This window comes from Mesorhizobium sp. USDA 4413, assembly GCF_056280365.1.
Genome location: NZ_JBVPRP010000001.1, coordinates 3,544,960 through 3,565,520 on the forward strand (window position 1 = coordinate 3,544,960; position 20,561 = coordinate 3,565,520).

Genomic DNA, 20,561 nt, shown 5'->3' on the forward strand with positions numbered 1-20,561 from the left:
GAGGGCTCGCCGCGAGGATTTCGGCATAAGCTGCGTTCAAACGATGGACGATCCCCGAAGTAGATGGCCAAAAAATTCGCATTTCTTTTGGTGCGCGATTTCACGCTGTCGCCGCTGTCACTGTTCATCGACACGCTCAGGCTGGCCGGCGACGAGGGCGATCGCAGCCGCAGGATCGAGTTCGACTGGGAGATCGTCGGCGAGCGCGGCCTGCCGATCCGCGCCAGCTGCGGCGTCGAATTGCTGCCGACCCGGGCGATGGGCAACCCCGAGGATTTCGACAATGTCGTGGTTGTCGGCGGCCTGCTCGACACCAACCGCAAGCTGAGTTCGGAACAGGAAGCGTTTCTGCTGCGCGCCGCACAGAAGGGCGTACCGCTGACCGCGCTCTGCACCGGCAGCTTCGTGCTCGCGCGCTACGGCCTGCTCGACGGCTACAGCGCCGCGGTCAGCTGGTTCCACATCAAGGATTTCCGCGCCGAGTTCCCCGATGTGAATGCCCATGCCGACAGCCTCTATTCCGTCGACCGCGGCCGCGCCACCTGCGCCGGCGGCACGGGCGCGGCCGACCTCGCCGGCTATTTCGTCTCGCAATTCATCGGCCAGAAGGCGGCGGAGAAGGCGGCCAAGATCCTGGTGCTCGACCGCATCCGCTCCAGCCGCGACGTGCAGCCGGTCGGCGATCTTTTCCCCGCGGCCGCCAGCCGCGCAGTGAAGCGGGCGCTGCTCCTGATGGAAAGCAATCTCCAGGAGACGCTTTCGGTTGCCGAAATCGCCGCCCGGCAGAACTGCTCGCGCCGCCAGCTCGAGCGGCTGTTCGGCGCCGAGCTCGGCATCGGCCCGATGGCCGCCTATCTGGCGTTGAGGGTGCATTACGCCAAATCGCTGCTCGAAAGCAGCGATCTCGCCATCGGCGAGATCGCCTATCGCTGCGGCTTTCCCAATGCCGGCCATTTCAGCCGCGTCTTCCGCCAGCAGACCGGCATCACGCCGACCAGGCTGCGGCACCCGAATCGGGCAGCGGCGAATGAAGTTGCCAGGTAGCGATGCCTGTGCACGCCTCGGCAAGCCGGCAAATCTGCCGGTGTCCAGCCCAACGACGGCCGGTCCCTACGTTACCGCGATGACCTTCCCCGTCGCACCGAGGCGACATAGGACTTTCGCTTGCCGCACTTGTATGCCGCCTCGATGCGCATAGCTTATTCGCACCTCGATCGGCGCCGCCAGACCGACTTTGCGTTGGCGCATCGGACCGGCGCTGACCGCGTATACGCGCACAGCGCCAAGCGGCGTTGCTGCCGACATGATCGCCGCGCGGCACGCGCTCACGACTTTGGCCGGCGTGCCTGGCTTCGCTTTCAGCGATACCGGGGGCGCAAAAGGATAGCCCCCCGTAAATCGCCGAAACTCCCCGCCACCTGTGCCGGAGGGCTTGAGGATGGACGGCAGGCCGATCGCGGTCCTTGCGTTTTTGGCAGAGAAAACGGCGGGGTCGTCGGGGGGCGCGGCGTCCTCGGCGCCGGACGTTGCTGTGCCGATACCTGTCGAAACGCCCGCGCTTGCGCTGTCTGGAGCGTCACCAGCCGAAACGCCCGCGCCGACTGATCCCCTGTCGGCCTTCGCGGACGCGCCAATGCTAGCGCCACCTGCGCTGACGCCAACGCCGACGCCGCCTGCGCGGGCTGATGCCCCAACCTTTGCGCCGCCCGAACGGCCGACACTTGCCCCCATCCCCGCGGAAACGCCTCGTGGTCCTGCGCTCACCCCAGCGCCAACGCCAAGGCCACCGACCTTGCCGCCGCCACCGATATCAAGGGCCACCGCTGGTCCGGTGGCGGCTGCGATCATCAAGGCGACCGCCACGTATTTGCCCATTTCCGGAACCCTCCTGCGGCATGCGTTCGTGCCAAGCCGGCGATTGTCATCGAGGCGGAGTCGGAAGCAACGCGTCGGGGAGTGTAATCGTCGTCGCCACGAGAACCCTTTTCGGTGATCTTGGACTCTTCGCTTTGTTTTTCTCTTGCAAGCCTGTTTGACGGATGGATTGGCCATCCCGGTTGGCAAGCGCAGCTGCGGTGGAACGCGCCTTGGCTGCGCGTTCCACCCGCACTGTGCGGCTCCCACTTTGCGCTTTGACAAGATCGATCGCCTTTCGCGCAGCGGTAAGGAAAACGGACATGTCGGTCAGCTTTTGACGCTCTTGCTCCAACGCAGCGCTCAGGTCGGCAGATGCCTGCCTCGCCGCGTCTCCTTCCCGACGGGCCCCGTCGAGATCACTTGCGGCAGAAATCGCGCGCGCACGTTCCAGATACAATGCTTCGTTCGCATGCCTTGCGGCAGCAACCGCCAACTGGAGGTTCTTTAAGGCGGTGGCCCGCTCGGCCGCAGCCAAATCTGCGCGTTTCTCATTGGCGTCGCCGGCCTGGCGGGCCATGGCGAGTTCGTGCTCGACTTGTTCGACTTTATCCCGCTCTTCGGCCAGCGATTGATTTGCCTCGACCAGGGATATTCCCACAGCGTTGCGCGCTTCGTTCGAAGAAATCAATTGTGCCTGCAGGCCTTTGATGACGCGCTGCGCCGCTTCTAGATCGAGTTTGAGAGCCTCGTTGCTTTGGTTCGCCTCATTTAGGGCTTCTGCTCGCTCCGCGGAGGTGCCGGCCAATGCCCTTGCCTGCGCGCTTGCTGCACGCTCGGCGTGCTGGCTCAGGTCCAGCTGCGCTTTTGTCGATGCCAGTTCATCTCGCGCCGCAGCGATCTGTTGCTGCATTTCGGCGCCATTGTCTGCCGGAGATATCGCCGCCAAGAGGAGGATGCATCCGGGAATGGCGCTCCACCTCCAGTGGCGCATGCTGAAGCGAACCCATGCCGGACGCGGCACGTCCTCGAACTCGTCGTAAGACCCATGTGTGAATGTCACTGGCAACGGTCCTCCGTCTACCGGTCATTCCTCGCGATGCTCAAGAAGCACGCCATAGCGGCTTTGCGTGCGCGCATTAAGATTTGTCCGTCGCGGCAGTTAGCTCCATGTTGAAGTCAACCAATAACCCTGACTAATTTGTACCTTTTCAGAATTTCTCCGGCATCTTATAAAAGATAGGCCTTCAGGCGTAGGAAGCATCATCCAAATGGACTAGATATAATGCCCGGTCGTCTCGGAGCAGAGCTTGCCGGCGGTCGGTTGATCAATGTCGGACGGTCTAAGCGAGATCATGCTTCGCGTTCATCGGCTGCGCCCGCTTCACCACTGGGAACGCAAGCTTCAGTTCAACCAGAAAGGTTATCCGCCGCGCACCCGCGCAGGCGGGCCTCTACGCGGCGGCCATCGGCCATCACCGGGCCGATCAATGCCAGGGGCCGAGCGGTTTTCAGCCGTGGATTCTGCCAGCATAACGGCATCACCCCGACCATCTGAGGCATCCGAACCGGATGGCCGGGCGGCGGCGAAGTAGGATGAGTCGACTGCGCCGGCGCCGGAGGATGCCTAGGCCGAGAAGCTGAACAGGCGGAATAGGCCCGAGCTTGAGCAATAGCGCTCCCGCATGTGGTCGAACCCGCTTCGATGGCCGAGCTCCCGCCAGGCAGACACCGTTTCAGGATGATCCATGCCGTGCACATGGGTGGTGAGCAGCAGCCATTCGAGGCCGTTGAACGCCGAAAAGTCCTTGCGCTGCCGGTCCCAGCGCTTCATCCAGCCCGCCTGGCTCTCCGACGTCCTGCAGGTGTTTTCGTAAATCAGGAGTGTGCCCGCCTGGCCTAGCAGGCGCCGCAGATGGCGCATGGTCTCGAGCTTCCGCTCGAACGGCAGATGGTGAAGCGACAGACCGATCCAGGCAAGATCGACTGGCTCCTCGCATGCCGTCAGCCAATCGGCGAAGTCGCCATGCCGCAATTCGGTCGGGCAGGGCAGGTCGGCGATATTGGCCGAGGCCTCGTTGAGAGCCGGCTGCGACAGGTCGATGCCGATATAGCGGCCGATCGGCAGGCCTGTTAGGGCGGCGGCGCTGAAGGAGGCGTCGCCGCAGGCGATGTCCAGGAAGGTGAAGCCCGGCCGCTGATTCTGGAGAAGCCGGCGCAGTGCAGCGTACGCTTCGCGGTGGTTGAGATAATTGTTGTCGATAACCTTGCGGTAGATGCCCCACATGTCCTGGAACAGCCGGGCGGAGGAATTCGCGGCAACTTCGGTTCTGGTGGTTGCGGTCATTGCATCGCTCCTCTCGATTCAGATGCGATCAGTCTGAAATCCGGGCCGCTAAAAGTAGCCAAGGGCGTCTCTAAAACTTCCGAAAACTTCCAAAATGCTCCTCATTGCATTAGCGTTCGATGATGGAAGAGCAACGCTACATGTTCGGCCCCTTCCTGCTCGATGCGGGAGCGGGCGTGCTTTACCGGCGTGGCGTGCCCATTTCGATCGGCTACCGCGCGATGCTTATTCTGGAACGCCTGTTGCGATCCGCGGGAAGCGTGGTCGGCAAGGACGAGCTGATCGACGCCGCCTGGAAAGACCAGGCGGTCGAGGAGGGCAACCTTTCGGTGCAGATCGCCGCCCTGCGCAAGGTGCTGGGCGAGGGGCCCGACGGGTCGCATTCCATAGTCTCGGTGGCGCGTGTCGGCTATCGGCTGGTCGGTGATGTGCGGCCGCAGGCAGGCGGGACGCGAAACGGCGCCGTCGAACCCGAGGAAGGGCCGTCGATCGCGGTGACCCGCTTTCGAGCGATCGGCGATGACCCCGACAAGGCCTACTTTGCCGACGGGCTGTCGGAAGACATCACCACCGGCCTGTCGCGGCTCCGCGGCCTGCATGTACGCGACCGCAGCGCCTCCTTCGCCTATGACCCGCAGCACATAGAGCTCGACCGTCTGCGCCGTGAGCTGAAGGTGCGCTACGTGCTGCAGGGCAGCGTACGCCAGTCCGGCCGCGCCCTGCGCATCACCGCGAGTTTGAGCGATGCCAGTGCCGGCACGCAAGTATGGGCCGAGCGCTTCGATATCGAGACCGGCGACTTCTTGGCACTGCAGGATCAGATCGCCCACAAGGTGATGGCCTCGATCGAGCCCCAGCTCTATGAAGCCGAACGGTTGCGCCTGCACAGCCGTCCGGCCGAAAGCCTCGACGCGTGGGGCTTCGTCATGAAGGCGATGCCGCATGTGTGGACATGGGGATCGCAGAAAGACCTTGACATCGCCGAGGGCCTGCTGGTCAGGGCGCTCGACATCGATCCCGACTATGCGCGCGCCAACAGCCTGCTTGCCTGGACCATCGGTGCGCGTGCGGCGCTCGGCCTGACGTCGAAGCCTCGCGAACTGCTGGCTGCTGCGCTGGCACGGGCGCAAGCCGCGATCGTGCGCGACCAGGACGATCCGTGGGGGCATCTGTCGGCCGGCTATGTCCACATGGTGTCGCGCAACTTCCGCCCGGCGGTCGACGAGCTGTTGGAAGCGATCGAGCGCAATCCAGGTCTCTCGCTGGCGCACTGCATTCTCGGCTCGACATACGGCTATGGCGACATGGCCGAGGATGGCCTGCACCATCTGGGGATCGCCGCGCGCCTCAGCCCGCGCGATTTCATCCAGGCGGCGATCTGTTCCACCATGGGTATCTGCCACTTCACCGCCGGGCGGTTCGAAGTGGCGGCCGACCTGGAGCGCCGGGCGATACAGCTGCGGCCGGCCTTCGGAACGGCTTGGCGCACCTATGCCGCGACCGCGGCGCTCGCCGGTGATACCGCCACGGCCACCATGGCCCTGGAAGAGGCTCGGCGGCTGCAGCCGAACCTATCGGTCGCCTGGATTGAAGAGCATCATCCGATCGTCAAGCCGGAGAAGCGCGCGCTCTACATCAGCGGCCTTCGCATTGCCGGGCTGTCATAGCGCTTGGGCGGCCGTGGTCGCCTCTGATGCTTCGCCTGGCCGATTGCGCTGATACGGAGACGGAACATAGCATCGTGAGAAGCGACGGTGCCGTCGCTGTCTCTGCGCTCAAATTTCGCCTTCGGAGAGCCATGCCGCATTATCCCGACGCCATGCCCGCATCGAAAACCCTATTCGAGCGCGCCAGGAAGGTGATGCCGGGCGGCAACACCCGCACCACGGTCTTTGTCGATCCGTTCCCGATCTACGCCGCGCGCGGCGAGGGGTGCAGGGTCTGGGACGTCGACGGCAATGCCTATTACGACTGCATCAACAACTTCACCTCGATGATCCATGGCTACGCGCATCCCGATGTCACGGCGGCCGTGGTCGAACAACTGCCCACCGGCACCGCTTTCGGCGCCCCGACGCTGAGCGAGATCGAGCTTGCCGAGCTGCTGGTCGAACGGCTGCCCTCGGTCGACCAGATCCGCTTCACCAACTCCGGCACGGAAGGGGTGATGATGGCGATCAAGGCCGCGCGCGCCTTCACCTTGCGGCCGAAGATCGTCAAGATCGAGGGCGCCTATCACGGCTCCTATGATTTCGCCGAAGTGAGCCTCGACTCCTCACCAGCCAATTGGGGCGACCTGCCGAAGTCGACGCCCTATGCCAAGGGCACGCCGCGCGGCGTGCTGGACGACGTGATCGCCGTGCCCTTCAACGACACCGAGGCGCTGCGCGCCGTCTTCGCCGCCGAGGGCGGCAGCATCGCGGCCGTGCTGATCGACCCGATGCCCAACCGTGCCGGCCTCATTCCGGCGCGCCGGGACTATCTTCAGGCCATGGTCGAGATCGCCCATGCGGCGGGCGCGTTGGTCATCTTCGATGAAGTCATCTCGTTTCGGCTGGGATGGTCGGGCGCGCAAGGGCTGTGGGGCATCGAGCCGGACCTGACGGCGCTCGGCAAGATCATCGGCGGCGGCTTTCCCGTGGGCGCCGTAGGCGGGCGCGCCGATGTCATGGCGGTTTTCGATCCGACCGGAGGCAAGCCCGCGCTGCCGCATGGCGGCACCTTCACCGCCAATCCGGTCACCATGCGCGCCGGCCTTGCCTCGATGCGGGCGCTGACCAAGGAGAGCTTTGCCCATCTCGATCGGCTCGGCGCATTCCTGCGCGAGGGCGTCGCCACCTCATTCGAGCGGCATGGGCTTGCCGGCCAATGTGTCGGCCTCGGCTCGCTGTTCAAGGTTCATTTCACGTCGCATCCCGTCACGGATTACCGCTCCATCTATCCGGGTCCGGCCGAGCACCGGCAATTCGACCTCTTCCACAAGGGCCTGCTTGGCCGCGGCGTGCTTTCCGCCAGCTACGGCTTGTTCGCGCTTTCGACGCCGATGACGGAAGAAGACGCCGGCGCCATTCTTCAAGCGATCGACGGAACCTTGGCCGACGTCGCCGCGCAGTCGCGAAAGCAGGGGGACAAGAGATGACAGTTGCTCCTCATGTCGTGGTGATTGGCGCGGGCACGCTGGGCATGTGTACGGCGCTCAACCTCGTCGAGCAGGGCGCGCGCGTCACAGTGCTTGAAGCGCAGTCGATTGCCTCGGGGTCGAGTGGCAGGTCGGTCGGCGTCGTCGGATCGCAATTCACCGATCCGTTCGAGATCATGCTTCGCGTTCATTCGTTCCGCCGGTTCCGTCAATGGGAGGCTGAGGGGCTTGGCTTCAACCACATCGGCTATCTTCGGCTGGCGCGCACACGTGAACAGATGGAGCTGTTTGCGAAATCGGTCGAGATGCAAGCCGAGGCGGGCTTGAGATCGCGCCTGATCCGCGCCGACGAACTCAGGGACCTCGTTCCTCACATCAATCCCGACGGGCTCGAAGGCGGCCTGTTCGGGCCCGATAACGGCTTCCTAGATCCGCATGAAATGTGCAATTTCCTGGCGGGCATTGTCCGGACGAAGGGCGGCGAGATCCGCCAGTACCGCAAGCTGCTCGGCATGCGGCGGCGCCCGGGTGGCTATACGTTGGAAACCAATGGTAACCCAATAGATTGCGATGTCGTGGTCAACGCCGGCGGCGCTTGGGCGCCGCGGGTTGCCGAACTCTTCGGCCAGCGTTTGCACATCTGGCCCGAGCGCCATGAGGCCGTCGTCATCCATCTGGACGAGCCGCTCGGCTACACGATGCCGATGGTGATGGATCTCGTGAACGGCGAGGGGAGTGGCCTGAACTTCCGCCACGAAAAGCCAAGCGAGTTGATCGCCGAGATCCACAAGGTGAACTCGATCGCGCCGGAAGACCCCGACAATTACAACGACCAGTGCGAGGAACAGTCGAAGGTTGATCTGGCCGAGCTGCTTTTGGAGCGTGTGCCCGACCTGCCGGGTGCGCGGCTCGGGCGCGGCTGGGCGGGACTTTACCCGGTGACGGCCGACCATCGGCCCTTCGTCGGGCCGATCGATGCCTTGGAGCCCACGCTGATCACCGCGGCCGGTGCCGGCGGCTACGGCATCCAGCTCGCGCCGGTGATCGGCCAGATCGCGGCCGACTGGGTTCTTCACGGCGCGCCGGTTTCGGTGCCCGGTTCGCAGAGCCTGGCGCCATCGGCAGAGCGCAACGTCCTCGGTCACTGAGGATGCGTCAAGCCGGCCCGGACGGTTAAGATTTGCGCGCCTCCGTTAACCATCGATTAACTATCCGGTCGCCTTTAATACGGTTCTGGAGGATACTGATTTTGGCCGCGGGCGATGAGCGCGCGACCATTCAGAAAAGAAGCGGCGGATACCGTCGCCATTTGCCGGGGAGGCGCCCAGCATCTTGAGATGAGGAGCGCCGGAATGAACATCGAGGAAGCGGTCACCGCGGCGACGGCAGGATCGGGCGCGCTTCTCTCCTGTCTTGGCCAGCCGGTCGTTGCCTATCACGTCACGGCCATCATGCGCGAAACCGACAGAAGCCATGCGCGGCAGATGCAGCTTGTCTTGCTGCGTCGAAGCATCGAGGCTCTTGTCGACGACGGCCTCGAAGACGTCGAAGCCGAACGCTTCGCCTCGCAGTTGCACGGTCGCGTCGGTTCGGCTTGGGATCTTCTGCATATGGCCGGCGAGAAGTCGCATTGATCTTTGGACGACGGCCCTCCATCGCCGGTCATATGTAACGCTTTCGAGTTGAGGTAGACTGCCGCTCACGTCCGGGCTGGCATTCATCGAACGGAGGCATGCGATGCAGGCGATACCGATAGCGCATCCGGCGGAGCAACCTGCCGCGATCTCGATAACCTCCGGGGGCGGCTATCCCACCGCCGTGCTATGCTGGCTGCTGTCGGCGGGCGTCTATATCGCGGCCAAATGGGTGGCGCCGGAAATGCCCCCCTGGGGCCTGTGCTTCTGGCGGCTCTTGCTGGCCTGCGCCGTCCTGTTGCCGATCGTGCACCGCCATCACGGCGCGATGATTGCGCTGCTCAAATCGCGGCCGCTGGAGATCGTTGCCGTCGGCGCCATCGGCCTGACGCTTTGCCAGGGCATGATCTACAATGGCCTGAACGACACCGATGCGACCACCGCCGGCATCATCATGGCGATGTCGCCGATCATGACCATGGTGCTCGCGCGCCTCGTGCTTGGCGAACCGCTCGGCCTCTGGAAGTCGCTCGGCGCGGTAGCAGCACTAGCCGGTATGCTGGTAATTGTCGCGCATGGCAACTTCGCGGCGCTGGTGCAACTGCGCTTCAACATTGGCGAATTATGGATCGTCGGCAGCGCCTTCTGCTGGGCGCTCTACACAGTGCTGCTGCGTCGCTCCAAATTCGGCCTCGAGCTCCTGCCGCTGGTGGTCCTCCTGCTCGGGGCCGGCGCGGTGGCGGCGCTGCCGTTCCATCTGTGGGAAATCGTCAACGACGAGCGATCGGCCTTGAACGGCAACGGCCTGCTTGCGCTTGCCTATCTGGCCGGCCCCGGCGGCGCGCTGATGTATTATCTCTACAACAAAAGCGTGGAGATGCTGGGCGCGAGCCGGGCAAGCATGCTGCTCTATCTGCAGACTCTTTTCGTCGCCATCCTCGCCTATCTGCTGCTCGGCGAAAGCCTGCACGACTACGATCTGCTCGGCGCGGCCTTCATCGTGGCCGGGGTCGTGCTGTCCACCGTCATCAAGCCGAAGACGGCTCCGGCCAAGGCGTGAGGAGCGGCGAAGGGCGTCATTTCAGGTCCTCGTGCCTTGGGCGCTCTGTGTCACGCTTTCCTAAATTACCCGATTTTGCTATTGGCTGCCCCTTCGCAGCGTCGGCCAAGGCCGAAGGTGGATCATGGCGATCGACAAGCGCGTGGACGCATGAGCGACAGTCCGCATATCGGAGTGCTGAAGCTGCGCGTGATTGGCGATTTTCAGGTAACGCGCGACGGCCAGCCGCTCGACCTGCCGCCGTCGCGCAAGACACGGGCGCTGCTCGCCTACCTCGCCGTCACCGCAAGGCCGCACCAGCGCGAGCGGCTGTGCGAGATATTCTGGGACATCCCTGACGATCCGCGCGGCGCCTTGCGCTGGAGCCTGTCCAAGATTCGCCAGGTGCTGGGCGGCGACGAATCCGTCCTGAGCGCCGGTCGCAACGCCGTCGCGCTCAACCTCGAGACGGATTATGCACGGCTGGCGCCGCTGGTGAAGTCCGACCTGTCAGCCCACTCGACCGAGGAACTCGAAGCCGCCCTGGCCTCGATCCGCGGCGGCTTTCTCGCCGATCTCTCGCTCGAGCGCTGCTTCGACTATGAAGCCTGGCGGCAGGCCATTGCGAGCGAAGTCGAGATCGTCGAGCTCGGCATTTTGCGCGAGCTGGTCGAGCGCTTGGAGAATGAGCCGCGACGCGCGCTGCCGTTCGCTCAGCGCCTGCGCCGCCTCGTGCCCCACGACGTCAGCCTCGCCGCCGAGATCGAGATGCTGGAGGAGAAGGTCCGGTCGGCGGCCGCGCAAGCCAGTGGCCGCGCGCCGCAGCCTGCTTCCCCCGCGCCCCCGCAGGGACCGTCGAAACCCGCTGCGTCGCCGCAGGATCCCGGCCGCGCCGTGCAGTTCTGCCGTGCTCTCGACGGCACAAGGCTCGCCTATGCCAGCACCGGCAATGGCCCGGCCATCCTGCGCGCCGCGCATTGGATGTCGCATCTCACCTTCGACTGGGACAGCCCGATCTGGCGGCATTGGATGCGGGAACTGTCGCGCAATAACCGGCTGGTGCGCTATGACGAGCGCTGCAACGGCCTGTCGCAGAGGCATGTCGTCGATATCTCGTTCGACACCATGGTGTCCGACCTCGAATGCGTGGTCGAGGCGACAGGTCTCGACCGCTTCACCTTGCTTGGCCTGTCGCAGAGCTGCGCTGTTTCGATCGCCTATGCCATCCGCCACCCCGACAAAGTGTCGGGCATGATCCTCTATGGTGGCTACGTCCAAGGCTGGAGGGCGCGCGGCGACGCCGGCGAGATCGCGACGCGCGAGGCCGTCGCGACGCTGATGCGTGAGAGCTGGGGCAAGCCGAACCCGATGTTCCGCCAGGCCTTCTGCTCCATGTTCATCCCCGGCGCCACGCACGAACATTTCGCCTGGATGGACGATCTGATGCTGCGCACCGTCTCACCTGACGATGCCTGGCGTCTGCAGAACGCCTTTTCGGTGATCGATGTCAGCGGCTTGCTGGAAAAGGTGCGCGTGCCGACGCTGGTGCTGCATGCGCGGGACGACAATGTGGCGCCGGTGGAGTCGGGCCGCACCATGGCCGCCGGCATTCCCGGCGCGCGCTTCATCGAGCTCGAAAGCCAGAACCACATTTTGCTCGAAATTGAACCCGCCTTCGAGGAGTTCATCGATCACGTCCGCGCCTTCATCGCCGAGACAGCGGGCGCGTGACGAGGCATCGAAGAGAGCTCAGCCCCGGGCCAAAGGCACGGTGAACACCGTGGCGTTGCCGGTGAGGCAAAGCTCGCCGGCTTCGTTGCGCACCGCAGTCTCCAGCTTGGTGATCGGCTTATCGGCACGCACCTCCGTGACTTCAACGCGGCCGGTGATCAGCTCGCCGAGGCGCCGACCGCCTTGACGAATTTCCACGAGACTTCGAGGAATACCGAGCCGGGGCCGGGAAGATCCTCCGCCACCACCGCGTTCAGGATGCCGGAGGTGACGCCGCCCTGCACGATGACCTTGCCGAACACCGAAGCCTCGGCCAGCGCCTTGTCGTAATGCAGCGGGTTGCGGTCGCCGGTCATCTCGGCGAAGGCATCGATATCCTGCGGCTGCGTGCGCCGCGAACGCTCCGCGAAGGCGCCCACTCTTGGACGCCCGTTGATGACGCCGGCCCAGCCGTCCTTCATTAGATGCACAGTCATGATCTTGCTCCGGTTCGGTTGCGAGTGAGGTTCGACGGGGCCGCGGCCGGCGGCTCGTCCTGGTTGGCCGGCGCCCGGTGGGCTGTCGGCTGCGATGCAGAGGAAGGGGCGCGGCGAGCCGGCAAGGGCTGTCCGGCCAGCGCCTGCACCTCTGCCTTCAGCACCGCGCTGAAACGGCGATGCCGCTCGCCGATGTCGTCGAGCGTCCAGTCGAAGCCGGCGACGGCGTCCGTGGTGTCGAGGATCTGGTTGGCAACGATGTCGCGCTGTTGCTGCCAGACCGCGAATGCCGCGTCCGAGCCGTCGAGGATGGCCCGCGCCAGGCTCTCGGCGTCGCGCAAGGCGTCGGAAATGCCGTGCGAGGTGATCGGGTCGCGGAAGAAGCCGGCGTCGCCCACCAGCGCCCAGCCGGGGCCGTGCGCCTGGCGGATATAGCCCGGCACGCCGCGGAACGCCTGCAGGCGGGCATCCTTCGGCGCCTGGGTCGCCTGTGCGGCCAGCGCCGGTGAAAGCGCCTCCAGCACATCCATGCGGGCCCGCGCGTGGCCGAGGCGGAAGCGTTGGTCGAACAGGCTTGTCGGCACAGAGGCGACGATGCAGCCGAGACCATCATTGGTCGGGATGAAGGAGCCGGCGATTCCGTCGCGGAAATACCAGTGATAGCCGGCGCCCGGCTCGACCGGCGCATAGCCATAGACATGAGCAGCCGACACCGCGCCGCGCCGCAAGGTCTGGGCGTCGACGCATTTTGCCACCAGCGAGCCGATGCCGTCTGCACCGACCACGATATCGGCGCTGACCCGAAGGGACGCACGGCCGGCGGTGCGGATCTCGATGCCGCGCACGCGGCCGCGCGTGTCGGCGAAGAGATCGCCGACCGCCACCTCATGCAGCACCTCCGCGCCGGCCTTGCGCGCCGCATCCACCAGGATGCGGTCGAGCACGGTGCGCCGCGGCGCGATCAGGCCGGGCAGGTCCGAACCGGCGGCGAGCGGGATGGTGATCTCCTCGTCGCCATAGTGGAAGGTCGTCGTCTCGATGAGCGGCGTGCCGGCCATGAACAGCGGATCGAGCAGGCCCCAGCGCCACAATTGCAGAACCGCGGGCCGCATCAGCGCATGCGTCGACAGCGTGTCGGATCCATAGGGCTTGCGGTCGATCGCCAGCACCTTGAGGCCCGCGCGGGCGAGCAGCATCGCCGTCGCCGCACCTGCGCAGCGCGCTCCGACGATGATGGCGTCGTAATGGCCACGCTTGGGAGTTGCCATGAGGGAGATGAGGTTGCTTGCCATGTTCAAATGTCCTCAGGCCGCCTTGCGGCCGTTGCAGTCGAGATAACGGGAGATTTCGGCGGCGATCGCCTCGGCATCCGTACCGACGCCGCCGATGAAGTTGGAATCGCGCTTGCGCAGGAAGCGGAAGCCGAGCGCGTAGAGGCCGGGCACGCTGGTGACGCCGCCCTGATGTGCGAGCTCGCCATCGGCGCCGAGCGCCAGCGGCTCCAGCCAGCCGAATGAGCGCGCATAGCCGGTTGCCCAGACGATGCTGCGGATCGATCCGTCGGTCAGCGAAAGCCGCTCTGCGCACGTCGCCGGCATCGCCACCGGCTCGGGCCGGTAAGGCGTCGCCGTCCCCACCAAGCGGTCGATCTGGTCGAGCAGGCGTGTCTGCTTGGCTTCCGCCGCCGCGATGTGCTGGCCGAGATCGCCGGCGAAGGCGATCTCGCGGTCGCCGACGCCGCACACCCGCCCGGTCAGCTCCACGCCGAGCGCCTGCAGCGTGGCGAGATCGACGTCGGCTCTGTCCGGCCGGCCGGCGAGCTGCAGCGAGGGCTGGCGCCTGGCGCTTTCGGGATCGGCAAGCTCCTCCCGACGCTGCGCCATCAGGCCGATTGCGCAGAGCCAGAAGAAGATATCCTGGCCGCGCCATGTTCTGGGCAGGCGCGTATGCTTGCCGACCGAAAGCACCACGCGCCGCCCGGCGCGGGCGAGCTCGTCGGCGATCTGCACGCCGGAGGACGAGGCGCCGACGACCAGCACGCCGCCGCCCGGCAGCTCGCCTGGCGAGCGATATTGCGAGGCGTGGATGCTGAGCGGTCCGCGAAGGGTCTCAGCCGAAAAAGGAATGACCGGCCGGTCGCAATGTCCCGTCGCGACGACAACGGCGCGCGCCGACCAGTCGCCGGCGGTGGTGCGCAAGGCAAAGCCGTCGCTGGTGCGCTTGGCGGCGACGACCTCGACATTGGTCTCGACGGGCGCATGCCATTGCCAGGCGTAGCGCTCCAGGCTTTCCACGAAAGTCCCTTTGCTCATGAAGCCGTCGGGATCGCCGCCCTTATAGGGCGAGCCGGGCAGGGCGTTCAGCCAGTTCGGCGTGAGCAGCCGAAGCGAGCGCCAGCTCTGCGAGCGCCAGCGCTCGCCGATGCGGCCGCGCTCCAGCACGGCATGGTCGATGCCGGCCTGGCCGAGGCAATGGCTGAGCGCAAGGCCGGCCTGGCCCGCGCCGGTGATGACGACGTCCGCGCGTCTCATGTTTCATTTCCGTCGACAGGAGGGGAGGCAGCCCGGACCGACTCCGGGCCGCCTGCCGGCTTCAGCTACTGGATAGTCTTGATGCCGACGGTGACCGGCACGCCCTTGGTCAGCACGTCGAACACGGCCGAACGGGCGCGCGATTGCTCGACCAGCTGCTGCAGCTTTTCGGGCGGCGCGTCGCCTTCGATCTCGAATGACACTTGGATGTTCTGAAAGCCGTTGCGGACCTCGTCGGAAATGCCGAGGATGCCGCGCAGGTCGATGTCGCCGTCGACCGAGCACTTCACCTTAGTGAGCTTGATGCCGCGCGCCGCGGCGATGTTGGCGACGCCCGCCATCAGGCAGCCCGCCAGCCCGTGCAGCAGCCACTCGACCGGTGTCGGCGCATTGTCGGCGCCGCAGAGAATCGCCGGATGGTCGGCGTCGGCATAATGCGGCTTCTCATGCTTCTGCTCCTGGCCGGCGCCGAAGAAGCCGTTCATGACGGTCTTGCTGTGCGTGCCTTCGATCCACTCGTTGTGGGCGCGGAACTGGAACCTGGCCAGCTCCGGCTGCCCGGCGACGAAATTGATCGTCGCCAGAAGATTCGGCGTGTCGACGCCATTGAGCGGAAGCCGTGCAGGTTTGGTGGTGGGTTGCATCTTCGTCTCCAAAGGTTGGTTTGCGGCTTGGTTGCCGTGACGGCCTTTGTTTGCCGATGGAGCGTTTGAACGAGAGTGGTTGCGGCCGTGGAATTTTTCCTAGGCCCACCGTGGAAATTGGCGTGGAGATATCGTTTGAAACGACATGGCCCATCGCCTGAACCGAATGCGCCGGAACGCAAAACCCCGGGCGTTGGGAAGCGCCCGGGGCTTGTCGACGGCGTGGTCATGCTCGCCATAGGCGGGTCATCTGATGTTGCCGATATCCATCCGTTCGGCATCGGACGCCGCGTAGCGTATCGAGGTGTAATGGTCGATTTCCGAACGGGCGATGCCCATGTCCTTGAGCAGATAGTCGGGCATGGCCTGCATGGCGGCGCGGTCGCTGCGCATCCTCATCGCGCGATAGAAAAGCCTAAGCGCGCGGCTGGCAAAATCGATCGGGCCGAGGCCCGATCGGCCGGTTTCATAAGCGGTATGTTCCAAACTCGTCATCGTCGTCTCCATCTTTTGCGGCGCGACCGTTCGCGCCGTCGATGGCAGGACTTGTGGCTTACGAACGGGGGAGCCAGCGTTGGAGCGGGCGTCGAAATTGCCGTGGAATCGAGGTTTCGCGACTGACGCCCTGCCGGTCGCGCGTCGATTAGAAGCGGACCGGAATCGAGGATAGCGACCTCAGGAAATCCGCCGTCCGGCCTCGTCCAGCAAAACGCAATCGTTCGGGTCGAAGCCGAGCTCGACCGCCTCGCCTTCACTGAGCACGCGGCCGCCGATCGCGACGTTGGCGCGAATGTTCGTCTTGTCGCCTATGTCGACCTCGTAGATGGCGCTGCCGCCGAGATAGGAGGCCGACACGACCCGGCCGGGTAACCGGTTGGCGCTCGTTCCACCCACCGACAGTTTTTGCGGCCGCACCACGACCGTAACGGCGCTTCCCTGCGCCAGCGCCTTGGGTGAAAGCACATTGACTGTCTGGCCGCTGGCCAGCGTGACAATTATCGGCCCGTCGGACCGGCTTACCGTGCCTGAAAGCATGTTGGCCTTGCCGAGGAAGTCGGCGACGAAGGCGGTGGCGGGCCGCTCATAGACCTCCTCCGGCGTGCCGATCTGCTCGGCCGAACCGGCGTTCATCACCACGATGCGGTCCGACATGGAGAGCGCTTCTTCCTGGTCGTGCGTGACGAAGATGGCGGTGATGCCGGTCGCTTTCTGGATCTTCTTGATCTCGACGCGCATCTCCTCGCGCATGTTCGCGTCGAGTGCCGAGAGCGGCTCGTCGAGCAGAAGCACCTGCGGCTCGAAAACGATGGCGCGCGCCAGCGCGATGCGCTGCTGCTGGCCACCCGATAGTTGCGAGGGCAGTTTCTTCTCGCTGCCCGGCAGCCGCACCATGTCGAGCGCTTGGCCGACCTTGCGCGCGATCTCGGGCTTGGGCACGTTGCGGTACTTCAGGCCGAAAGCGACATTGTCGAACACGGTCTTGTGCGGAAAGAGGGCATAGCTCTGGAAGACAAGACCGATATTGCGCTTGTAGATCGGCACGTCATCGACGCGGCGCCCGTCGATCATGATCTGGCCGCCCGAAATATCGACCAGCCCGGCGATGGAGCGCAGGATCGTCGTCTTGCCGCAGCCGGACGGCCCGAGCAGTGTGACGAAGCTGCCCTTGCGGATCGACAAAGAGAAATCGCGCACCGCGACGAACTTGCCGTAGGCGATGTCGATGTTGCGGAACTCGACCGCCGGGCTGTTGGCCCCGGCGGCCGCGCTCGCGCTGACTGCCCCGGCCCACGTCGGCCGGGGATTGGATAGCGTGTCCTGGCCGTCAGGCACCTTTCGAGATCCTGTTCCACTGCTTGGTCCAGGCGTCCTCGTTGGTCGCCCAGTAGACCGGATCGGCGAAGGTAAGCGCCTTCATGGTGCCCGTCGGATCGAAGGCCGGCAGCTTCTCGATCTTCTCGGTGAGCTTGACCTTGGTCGGGTCGAGCGACGGCGGGTAGCTCTGCCCTTCGGCCACCGCGATCGAGGTCGCCGGGTCGAGCATGAAGTTGATCAGCTCCTCGCATTCCGCCATCGGCGAGCCTTTCAGGATCAGCATGTCCTCCATCCAGGCATAGGAGCCGGCTGGGTCGAGATAACCGATCGGATGGCCCTGGTCCTGCAGGGCGGCGACTCGGCCCGACCAGGCGTCGGTCACCACGATCTCGCCCTTGGAAAGCAGATCCATCAGCTCCGCGCCGGAGCTCCAGAATTTTTTGGCTAGGTCGCGCGTCTCGCGCACCTTGGCCCAGATCGTCTCCATGTCCTTGATGTTGTTCGGGTCTTGCCCGGTGGCCAGAGCCGCGTACCAGACACGCGTGGTCATGTCGGCATAGCCGCCGACCTTGCCGGCATATTTCTTGTCGAGCAGCAGGCTGGCGCCCTTCTCCTTCGCCTCTTCGGGCGATATCACCTTGGTGTTGTAGGCAATGCCGGTGGTGCCGTAGTCGTAGGGCACGGCCGAGAGCTTCGGCGTCAGCTTGCGGAACGGTTCGATCATCGGCTGCAGCACATTCGCCATGTTGGGAATGTTGGCCTCGTTGATCTCCGAGTTCATGCCGGCGTTCACGTATTTGATGTAATAGTTCACGCCGGACGAATGCACGATCTGGAAGTCGCCGGGTTTCGCCGTCTTGATCTTGGTGATGATCTCGTTCTCGTCGCCGAACGTGCCTTGGACCACCTTGATCTTGGTCTTGGCCGTGTAGGGCTGGAAGGCATATTTGTCGATCGCGTCCTGCACCGTGCCGCCCCAGCCGTCGAAGCGGACCTGCTCGACAGCCGCGAGCGCCTTGCGCATCCACGGCATGTCTAGACCGGCGGCGGCCGCCGCGGCGGCGGTCAGCGTCAGGAAAGTGCGGCGGCTCAGATCGCCATTGGCATATCGGTCGTGCAGCCGTTCAAGCCGCTTGGTTGTCGTCAGTTTCATCGTGCTTCCTCCTTTGGTTCTCCGCGTCTTTTCAACTTGGTCAGGCTCTGCAGGATCAGGCCGCCGAGCAACGGAATGCCGACGGTCACCAGGATCATCACGGTGCCGAGCGCGTTGATCTCCGGGCTGATCGAGATTTTCAGCATGGAGAGAATCTGGGTGGGCATGGTCTCCACGCCAGCCGGCCGCCAGAACAGGCTAGCCGAAGTGTTGTCGAACGAGATGGTGAAGGCGAGCAGCGCGCCGCCGACGACCGCAGGGATGAGCAGCGGCAATGTGATCTCGCGGAAGGACGAAAAGCGCGAGGCGCCAAGCGAGAGCGCCGCCTCCTCGTAGACGCGTCTTATGCCGACCATCCGCGCCTGCGCGATCAGCACCACATAGGGCACGGCCAAAAGGATATGGCCGAGCACCAGAAGCAGCATGGTGCGCGGTTGGTCGATCGCCTTGATCAGCACCAGCAGGCCGACGCCGAGGATGGTCTCCGGCACCAGCGCCGGCAGGATCACCAGCGTGCTCAGCGCCTGCTTGCCGCGGAACTCGAAACGCACCAGCGCGAAGGCCGTGACGACGCCGATCGCCGTGGTGGCTATCGCTGTGACCAGCGCGATCCACAGCGAGGTGCGGAAGGCCGTCAGCACCGCGTCATTGTTCATCAGCTTGGCGTACCATTGCAGCGAAAAGCCGGTCATCGGGAAGCCGCCGAACATAGAGGCATTGAACGACAGGATGACGGTCGCCGCGATCGGCGCGAACATGAAGATGTAGACGCAGAGCGTGACGAAGCCGGTCAGCCGCCAGGCCCATTTGCCCTCTTTCTTCGGTCGTGCAGCCTTCATCCGCCCAACCCTTTGACAATCTGCGACATGCCCATGTAGCGGGTGTAGATCGCGGCGAAGAAGCCGAGAACGAGGAACAGCACGATCGACAGCGTGGCGCCCATCGGCCAGTTCAATTCGCCCATGATGGTGTCGTAGATCAGGTTGCCGAACAGCGCGTCGCGGCCCGAGCCGAGCAGTTGCGGCGTCACATAGCTGCCGGCCGCCAGCACGAAGCAGAGCAGCAGCCCGGCCGCGAGGCCCGGCAGCGACAGCGGCAGGGTCACCTCGCGGAACGCCTGCGCGCTGGTGCAGCCCATCGAGCGGGCCGCCGAAATCAGCGTGCGGTCGATGCCCTCCAGGCTCACATAGACGTTCAGGATCATGTAGGGCAGAAGGAAGTGCAGCAGCCCAAGGATCACCGCGCCCTCGTTGTAGAGCATCGGCAGCGGCTCGCTGATGATGCCCATCTTGAGCAGCGTGACATTGATGACGCCCTGTTCGCCCAAGATATTGACCCACGAAAAGGTGCGGATCGTGAAGCTGATCCAGAACGGCACGATGAGCAGGAGCAAGAGCAGCCATTTGTGCCTGAAGCTCGTCGCCCAGATGAAATAGGCCGGGAAATAGCCGAGCACCCCGCACAGCAGCGCGGTGATGGCGCCGACCCGCAGCGTCTTCAGCAGGAAGCCTGAATAATAGCTGTCGGTGAAGAATTCGTGCCAGTTGGCGGTGGTCAGCGCGCTGGTTTCGACGCCGGCGGTGACGAAGGTGACAAACGTATAGGCCGCCATCACCGCGATCGGCAGCACCAGGAAGAAGATCAGCAGCAGAAGCACCGGTGCAACCAGCATCCAGGCCAGGCGTGGATCGTACAAGGTCCAGCGATTGTTCATGCGCACCTGTGCGCTTTCTTCGAAGCGCTTATTGTTCCCGCGGGCAGATTGGGTGATTGGCGCCGCGATGTCTACAGGCGGCGATTGAGCCAGGGATACGTTCGCGATCCTGCCAGGATCGACGACGCCGGCGCTCCGCCTAGCGCTCCCGCCTCGCGGTCACTTTCCACGAGCTGGAGCCCATCATGACGCCGCCGGGCGTCCGGTAGGGCTTGAGTTCGGCCTTGAGCGCTTCGGTTATTCGCGCGTGCTGCCGGATGGCTTCGTCCTCCGCCTCCCGGAAGACCTCGCCGGCCGGTCCGAGCGCGAGCTGGAATTCGACGGCCTCGTCGAGGTCGCGGCCGACAAGCACGTCGGCATCGATGCGCTCGAAGGAAATCCGGCCGTAGCCGGCGCCTTCGAGGAGGCGTGTGACGACATCGGGATCGGCCATCGAGAAGGGCCCGGGACCGCAGGTGCGGGCATTTTCGCTCGGCCGCGGCAG

Annotated in this window: 21 protein-coding genes; 7 read left to right on the forward strand and 14 right to left on the reverse strand. The window is 64.8% G+C overall.

Translation table 11 applies throughout. From position 1 onward, the window contains the following. Positions 1–63: 63 nt before the first annotated feature. Positions 64–1,044 carry a GlxA family transcriptional regulator gene (locus ACVMIM_RS17130; RefSeq protein ID WP_476113408.1) on the forward strand — a complete coding sequence of 327 codons (981 nt, stop codon included), beginning with the start codon at positions 64–66 and terminating at the stop codon, positions 1,042–1,044. 66 nt (positions 1,045–1,110) lie between these two features. Here ACVMIM_RS17130 and ACVMIM_RS17135 read toward each other — a convergent pair whose 3' ends face one another. The 3 genes from ACVMIM_RS17135 to ACVMIM_RS17145 all read right to left on the reverse strand — a co-directional run bounded on the left by ACVMIM_RS17135 (position 1,111) and on the right by ACVMIM_RS17145 (position 4,201). Next, positions 1,111–1,875, reverse strand: coding sequence for a hypothetical protein (locus tag ACVMIM_RS17135; protein WP_476113410.1), 765 nt, complete (start codon positions 1,873–1,875; stop codon positions 1,111–1,113). A gap of 46 nt (positions 1,876–1,921) precedes the next feature. Next, a complete protein-coding gene (locus ACVMIM_RS17140) occupies positions 1,922–2,923 on the reverse strand; it encodes a hypothetical protein (protein WP_476113411.1) in 1,002 nt (333 codons plus the stop codon). A gap of 558 nt (positions 2,924–3,481) precedes the next feature. Continuing rightward, positions 3,482–4,201 carry a class I SAM-dependent methyltransferase gene (locus tag ACVMIM_RS17145; RefSeq protein ID WP_476113413.1) on the reverse strand — a complete coding sequence of 240 codons (720 nt, stop codon included), beginning with the start codon at positions 4,199–4,201 and terminating at the stop codon, positions 3,482–3,484. A 122-nt stretch (positions 4,202–4,323) separates the two neighbouring features. Between ACVMIM_RS17145 and ACVMIM_RS17150 the strand changes: the two genes are divergently transcribed. The 6 genes from ACVMIM_RS17150 to ACVMIM_RS17175 all read left to right on the forward strand — a co-directional run bounded on the left by ACVMIM_RS17150 (position 4,324) and on the right by ACVMIM_RS17175 (position 11,744). Further along, on the forward strand, positions 4,324–5,868 hold the full coding sequence (locus ACVMIM_RS17150) for a winged helix-turn-helix domain-containing tetratricopeptide repeat protein (protein ID WP_476113415.1): 1,545 nt from the start codon (positions 4,324–4,326) through the stop codon (positions 5,866–5,868). Between the two features lie 131 nt (positions 5,869–5,999). After that, a complete protein-coding gene (locus ACVMIM_RS17155) occupies positions 6,000–7,340 on the forward strand; it encodes an aspartate aminotransferase family protein (protein WP_476113416.1) in 1,341 nt (446 codons plus the stop codon). Further along, positions 7,337–8,488 (forward strand): NAD(P)/FAD-dependent oxidoreductase, encoded by a 1,152-nt coding sequence (locus ACVMIM_RS17160; protein WP_476113417.1) that lies wholly within the window; start codon positions 7,337–7,339, stop codon positions 8,486–8,488. The genes ACVMIM_RS17155 and ACVMIM_RS17160 overlap by 4 nt, the downstream gene beginning before the upstream one ends. Positions 8,489–8,692: 204 nt before the next feature. After that, positions 8,693–8,974 carry a hypothetical protein gene (locus ACVMIM_RS17165; RefSeq protein WP_476113418.1) on the forward strand — a complete coding sequence of 94 codons (282 nt, stop codon included), beginning with the start codon at positions 8,693–8,695 and terminating at the stop codon, positions 8,972–8,974. Positions 8,975–9,077: 103 nt separating this feature from the next. Then, entirely contained in the window at positions 9,078–10,034 is a 957-nt protein-coding gene (locus ACVMIM_RS17170; protein WP_476113420.1) for a DMT family transporter, read from the forward strand. 150 nt (positions 10,035–10,184) lie between these two features. Continuing rightward, a complete protein-coding gene (locus ACVMIM_RS17175) occupies positions 10,185–11,744 on the forward strand; it encodes a bifunctional AfsR/SARP family transcriptional regulator/alpha/beta hydrolase (protein ID WP_476113421.1) in 1,560 nt (519 codons plus the stop codon). 18 nt (positions 11,745–11,762) lie between these two features. Here the strand turns inward: ACVMIM_RS17175 and ACVMIM_RS17180 are convergent, their stop codons facing one another. The 11 genes from ACVMIM_RS17180 to ACVMIM_RS17230 all read right to left on the reverse strand — a co-directional run bounded on the left by ACVMIM_RS17180 (position 11,763) and on the right by ACVMIM_RS17230 (position 20,510). Next, the gene (locus ACVMIM_RS17180; RefSeq protein ID WP_476117471.1) at positions 11,763–11,942 is read right to left on the reverse strand and encodes a hypothetical protein; all 180 of its coding nucleotides are present in this window, start codon (positions 11,940–11,942) and stop codon (positions 11,763–11,765) included. Then, positions 11,903–12,220: a MaoC/PaaZ C-terminal domain-containing protein gene (locus ACVMIM_RS17185; RefSeq protein WP_476113423.1), complete on the reverse strand. Its 318-nt coding sequence runs from the start codon at positions 12,218–12,220 to the stop codon at positions 11,903–11,905. The genes ACVMIM_RS17180 and ACVMIM_RS17185 overlap by 40 nt, the downstream gene beginning before the upstream one ends. Next, positions 12,217–13,512, reverse strand: coding sequence for an NAD(P)/FAD-dependent oxidoreductase (locus ACVMIM_RS17190; protein ID WP_476113425.1), 1,296 nt, complete (start codon positions 13,510–13,512; stop codon positions 12,217–12,219). Before ACVMIM_RS17190 ends, ACVMIM_RS17185 begins: the two co-directional genes overlap by 4 nt. Positions 13,513–13,524: 12 nt before the next feature. After that, the gene (locus tag ACVMIM_RS17195; protein ID WP_476113426.1) at positions 13,525–14,751 is read right to left on the reverse strand and encodes a flavin-containing monooxygenase; all 1,227 of its coding nucleotides are present in this window, start codon (positions 14,749–14,751) and stop codon (positions 13,525–13,527) included. Between the two features lie 65 nt (positions 14,752–14,816). Next, positions 14,817–15,395 carry an OsmC family protein gene (locus tag ACVMIM_RS17200; RefSeq protein ID WP_476113428.1) on the reverse strand — a complete coding sequence of 193 codons (579 nt, stop codon included), beginning with the start codon at positions 15,393–15,395 and terminating at the stop codon, positions 14,817–14,819. Between the two features lie 246 nt (positions 15,396–15,641). Continuing rightward, complete coding sequence (locus ACVMIM_RS17205; RefSeq protein WP_476113430.1) at positions 15,642–15,890, reverse strand: YjiS-like domain-containing protein; 249 nt, start codon at positions 15,888–15,890, stop codon at positions 15,642–15,644. Positions 15,891–16,070: 180 nt separating this feature from the next. Next, on the reverse strand, positions 16,071–17,228 hold the full coding sequence (locus ACVMIM_RS17210) for an ABC transporter ATP-binding protein (RefSeq protein ID WP_476113431.1): 1,158 nt from the start codon (positions 17,226–17,228) through the stop codon (positions 16,071–16,073). Beyond that, on the reverse strand, positions 17,221–18,363 hold the full coding sequence (locus ACVMIM_RS17215; protein WP_476113433.1) for an extracellular solute-binding protein: 1,143 nt from the start codon (positions 18,361–18,363) through the stop codon (positions 17,221–17,223). The genes ACVMIM_RS17210 and ACVMIM_RS17215 overlap by 8 nt, the downstream gene beginning before the upstream one ends. Then, positions 18,360–19,202: an ABC transporter permease gene (locus ACVMIM_RS17220; protein WP_476113434.1), complete on the reverse strand. Its 843-nt coding sequence runs from the start codon at positions 19,200–19,202 to the stop codon at positions 18,360–18,362. Before ACVMIM_RS17220 ends, ACVMIM_RS17215 begins: the two co-directional genes overlap by 4 nt. Further along, positions 19,199–20,077: an ABC transporter permease gene (locus ACVMIM_RS17225; RefSeq protein ID WP_476113436.1), complete on the reverse strand. Its 879-nt coding sequence runs from the start codon at positions 20,075–20,077 to the stop codon at positions 19,199–19,201. Before ACVMIM_RS17225 ends, ACVMIM_RS17220 begins: the two co-directional genes overlap by 4 nt. 139 nt (positions 20,078–20,216) lie before the next feature. Next, positions 20,217–20,510, reverse strand: a complete 294-nt coding sequence (locus ACVMIM_RS17230) for a hypothetical protein (protein WP_476113437.1) — start codon at positions 20,508–20,510, stop codon at positions 20,217–20,219. Positions 20,511–20,561: the final 51 nt, after the last annotated feature.

Coding starts and splice junctions, on each gene's coding strand:
- ACVMIM_RS17130 (WP_476113408.1), top strand. CDS start 64: ATGGCCAAAAAATTCGCATTTCTTTTGGTGCGCGATTTCACGCTGTCG.
- ACVMIM_RS17135 (WP_476113410.1), bottom strand. CDS start 1,875: ATGGGCAAATACGTGGCGGTCGCCTTGATGATCGCAGCCGCCACCGGA.
- ACVMIM_RS17145 (WP_476113413.1), bottom strand. CDS start 4,201: ATGACCGCAACCACCAGAACCGAAGTTGCCGCGAATTCCTCCGCCCGG.
- ACVMIM_RS17150 (WP_476113415.1), top strand. CDS start 4,324: ATGGAAGAGCAACGCTACATGTTCGGCCCCTTCCTGCTCGATGCGGGA.
- ACVMIM_RS17155 (WP_476113416.1), top strand. CDS start 6,000: ATGCCGCATTATCCCGACGCCATGCCCGCATCGAAAACCCTATTCGAG.
- ACVMIM_RS17160 (WP_476113417.1), top strand. CDS start 7,337: ATGACAGTTGCTCCTCATGTCGTGGTGATTGGCGCGGGCACGCTGGGC.
- ACVMIM_RS17165 (WP_476113418.1), top strand. CDS start 8,693: ATGAACATCGAGGAAGCGGTCACCGCGGCGACGGCAGGATCGGGCGCG.
- ACVMIM_RS17170 (WP_476113420.1), top strand. CDS start 9,078: ATGCAGGCGATACCGATAGCGCATCCGGCGGAGCAACCTGCCGCGATC.
- ACVMIM_RS17175 (WP_476113421.1), top strand. CDS start 10,185: ATGAGCGACAGTCCGCATATCGGAGTGCTGAAGCTGCGCGTGATTGGC.
- ACVMIM_RS17185 (WP_476113423.1), bottom strand. CDS start 12,220: ATGACTGTGCATCTAATGAAGGACGGCTGGGCCGGCGTCATCAACGGG.
- ACVMIM_RS17190 (WP_476113425.1), bottom strand. CDS start 13,512: ATGGCAAGCAACCTCATCTCCCTCATGGCAACTCCCAAGCGTGGCCAT.
- ACVMIM_RS17195 (WP_476113426.1), bottom strand. CDS start 14,751: ATGAGACGCGCGGACGTCGTCATCACCGGCGCGGGCCAGGCCGGCCTT.
- ACVMIM_RS17200 (WP_476113428.1), bottom strand. CDS start 15,395: ATGCAACCCACCACCAAACCTGCACGGCTTCCGCTCAATGGCGTCGAC.
- ACVMIM_RS17205 (WP_476113430.1), bottom strand. CDS start 15,890: ATGACGAGTTTGGAACATACCGCTTATGAAACCGGCCGATCGGGCCTC.
- ACVMIM_RS17215 (WP_476113433.1), bottom strand. CDS start 18,363: ATGAAACTGACGACAACCAAGCGGCTTGAACGGCTGCACGACCGATAT.
- ACVMIM_RS17220 (WP_476113434.1), bottom strand. CDS start 19,202: ATGAAGGCTGCACGACCGAAGAAAGAGGGCAAATGGGCCTGGCGGCTG.
- ACVMIM_RS17225 (WP_476113436.1), bottom strand. CDS start 20,077: ATGAACAATCGCTGGACCTTGTACGATCCACGCCTGGCCTGGATGCTG.
- ACVMIM_RS17230 (WP_476113437.1), bottom strand. CDS start 20,510: ATGGCCGATCCCGATGTCGTCACACGCCTCCTCGAAGGCGCCGGCTAC.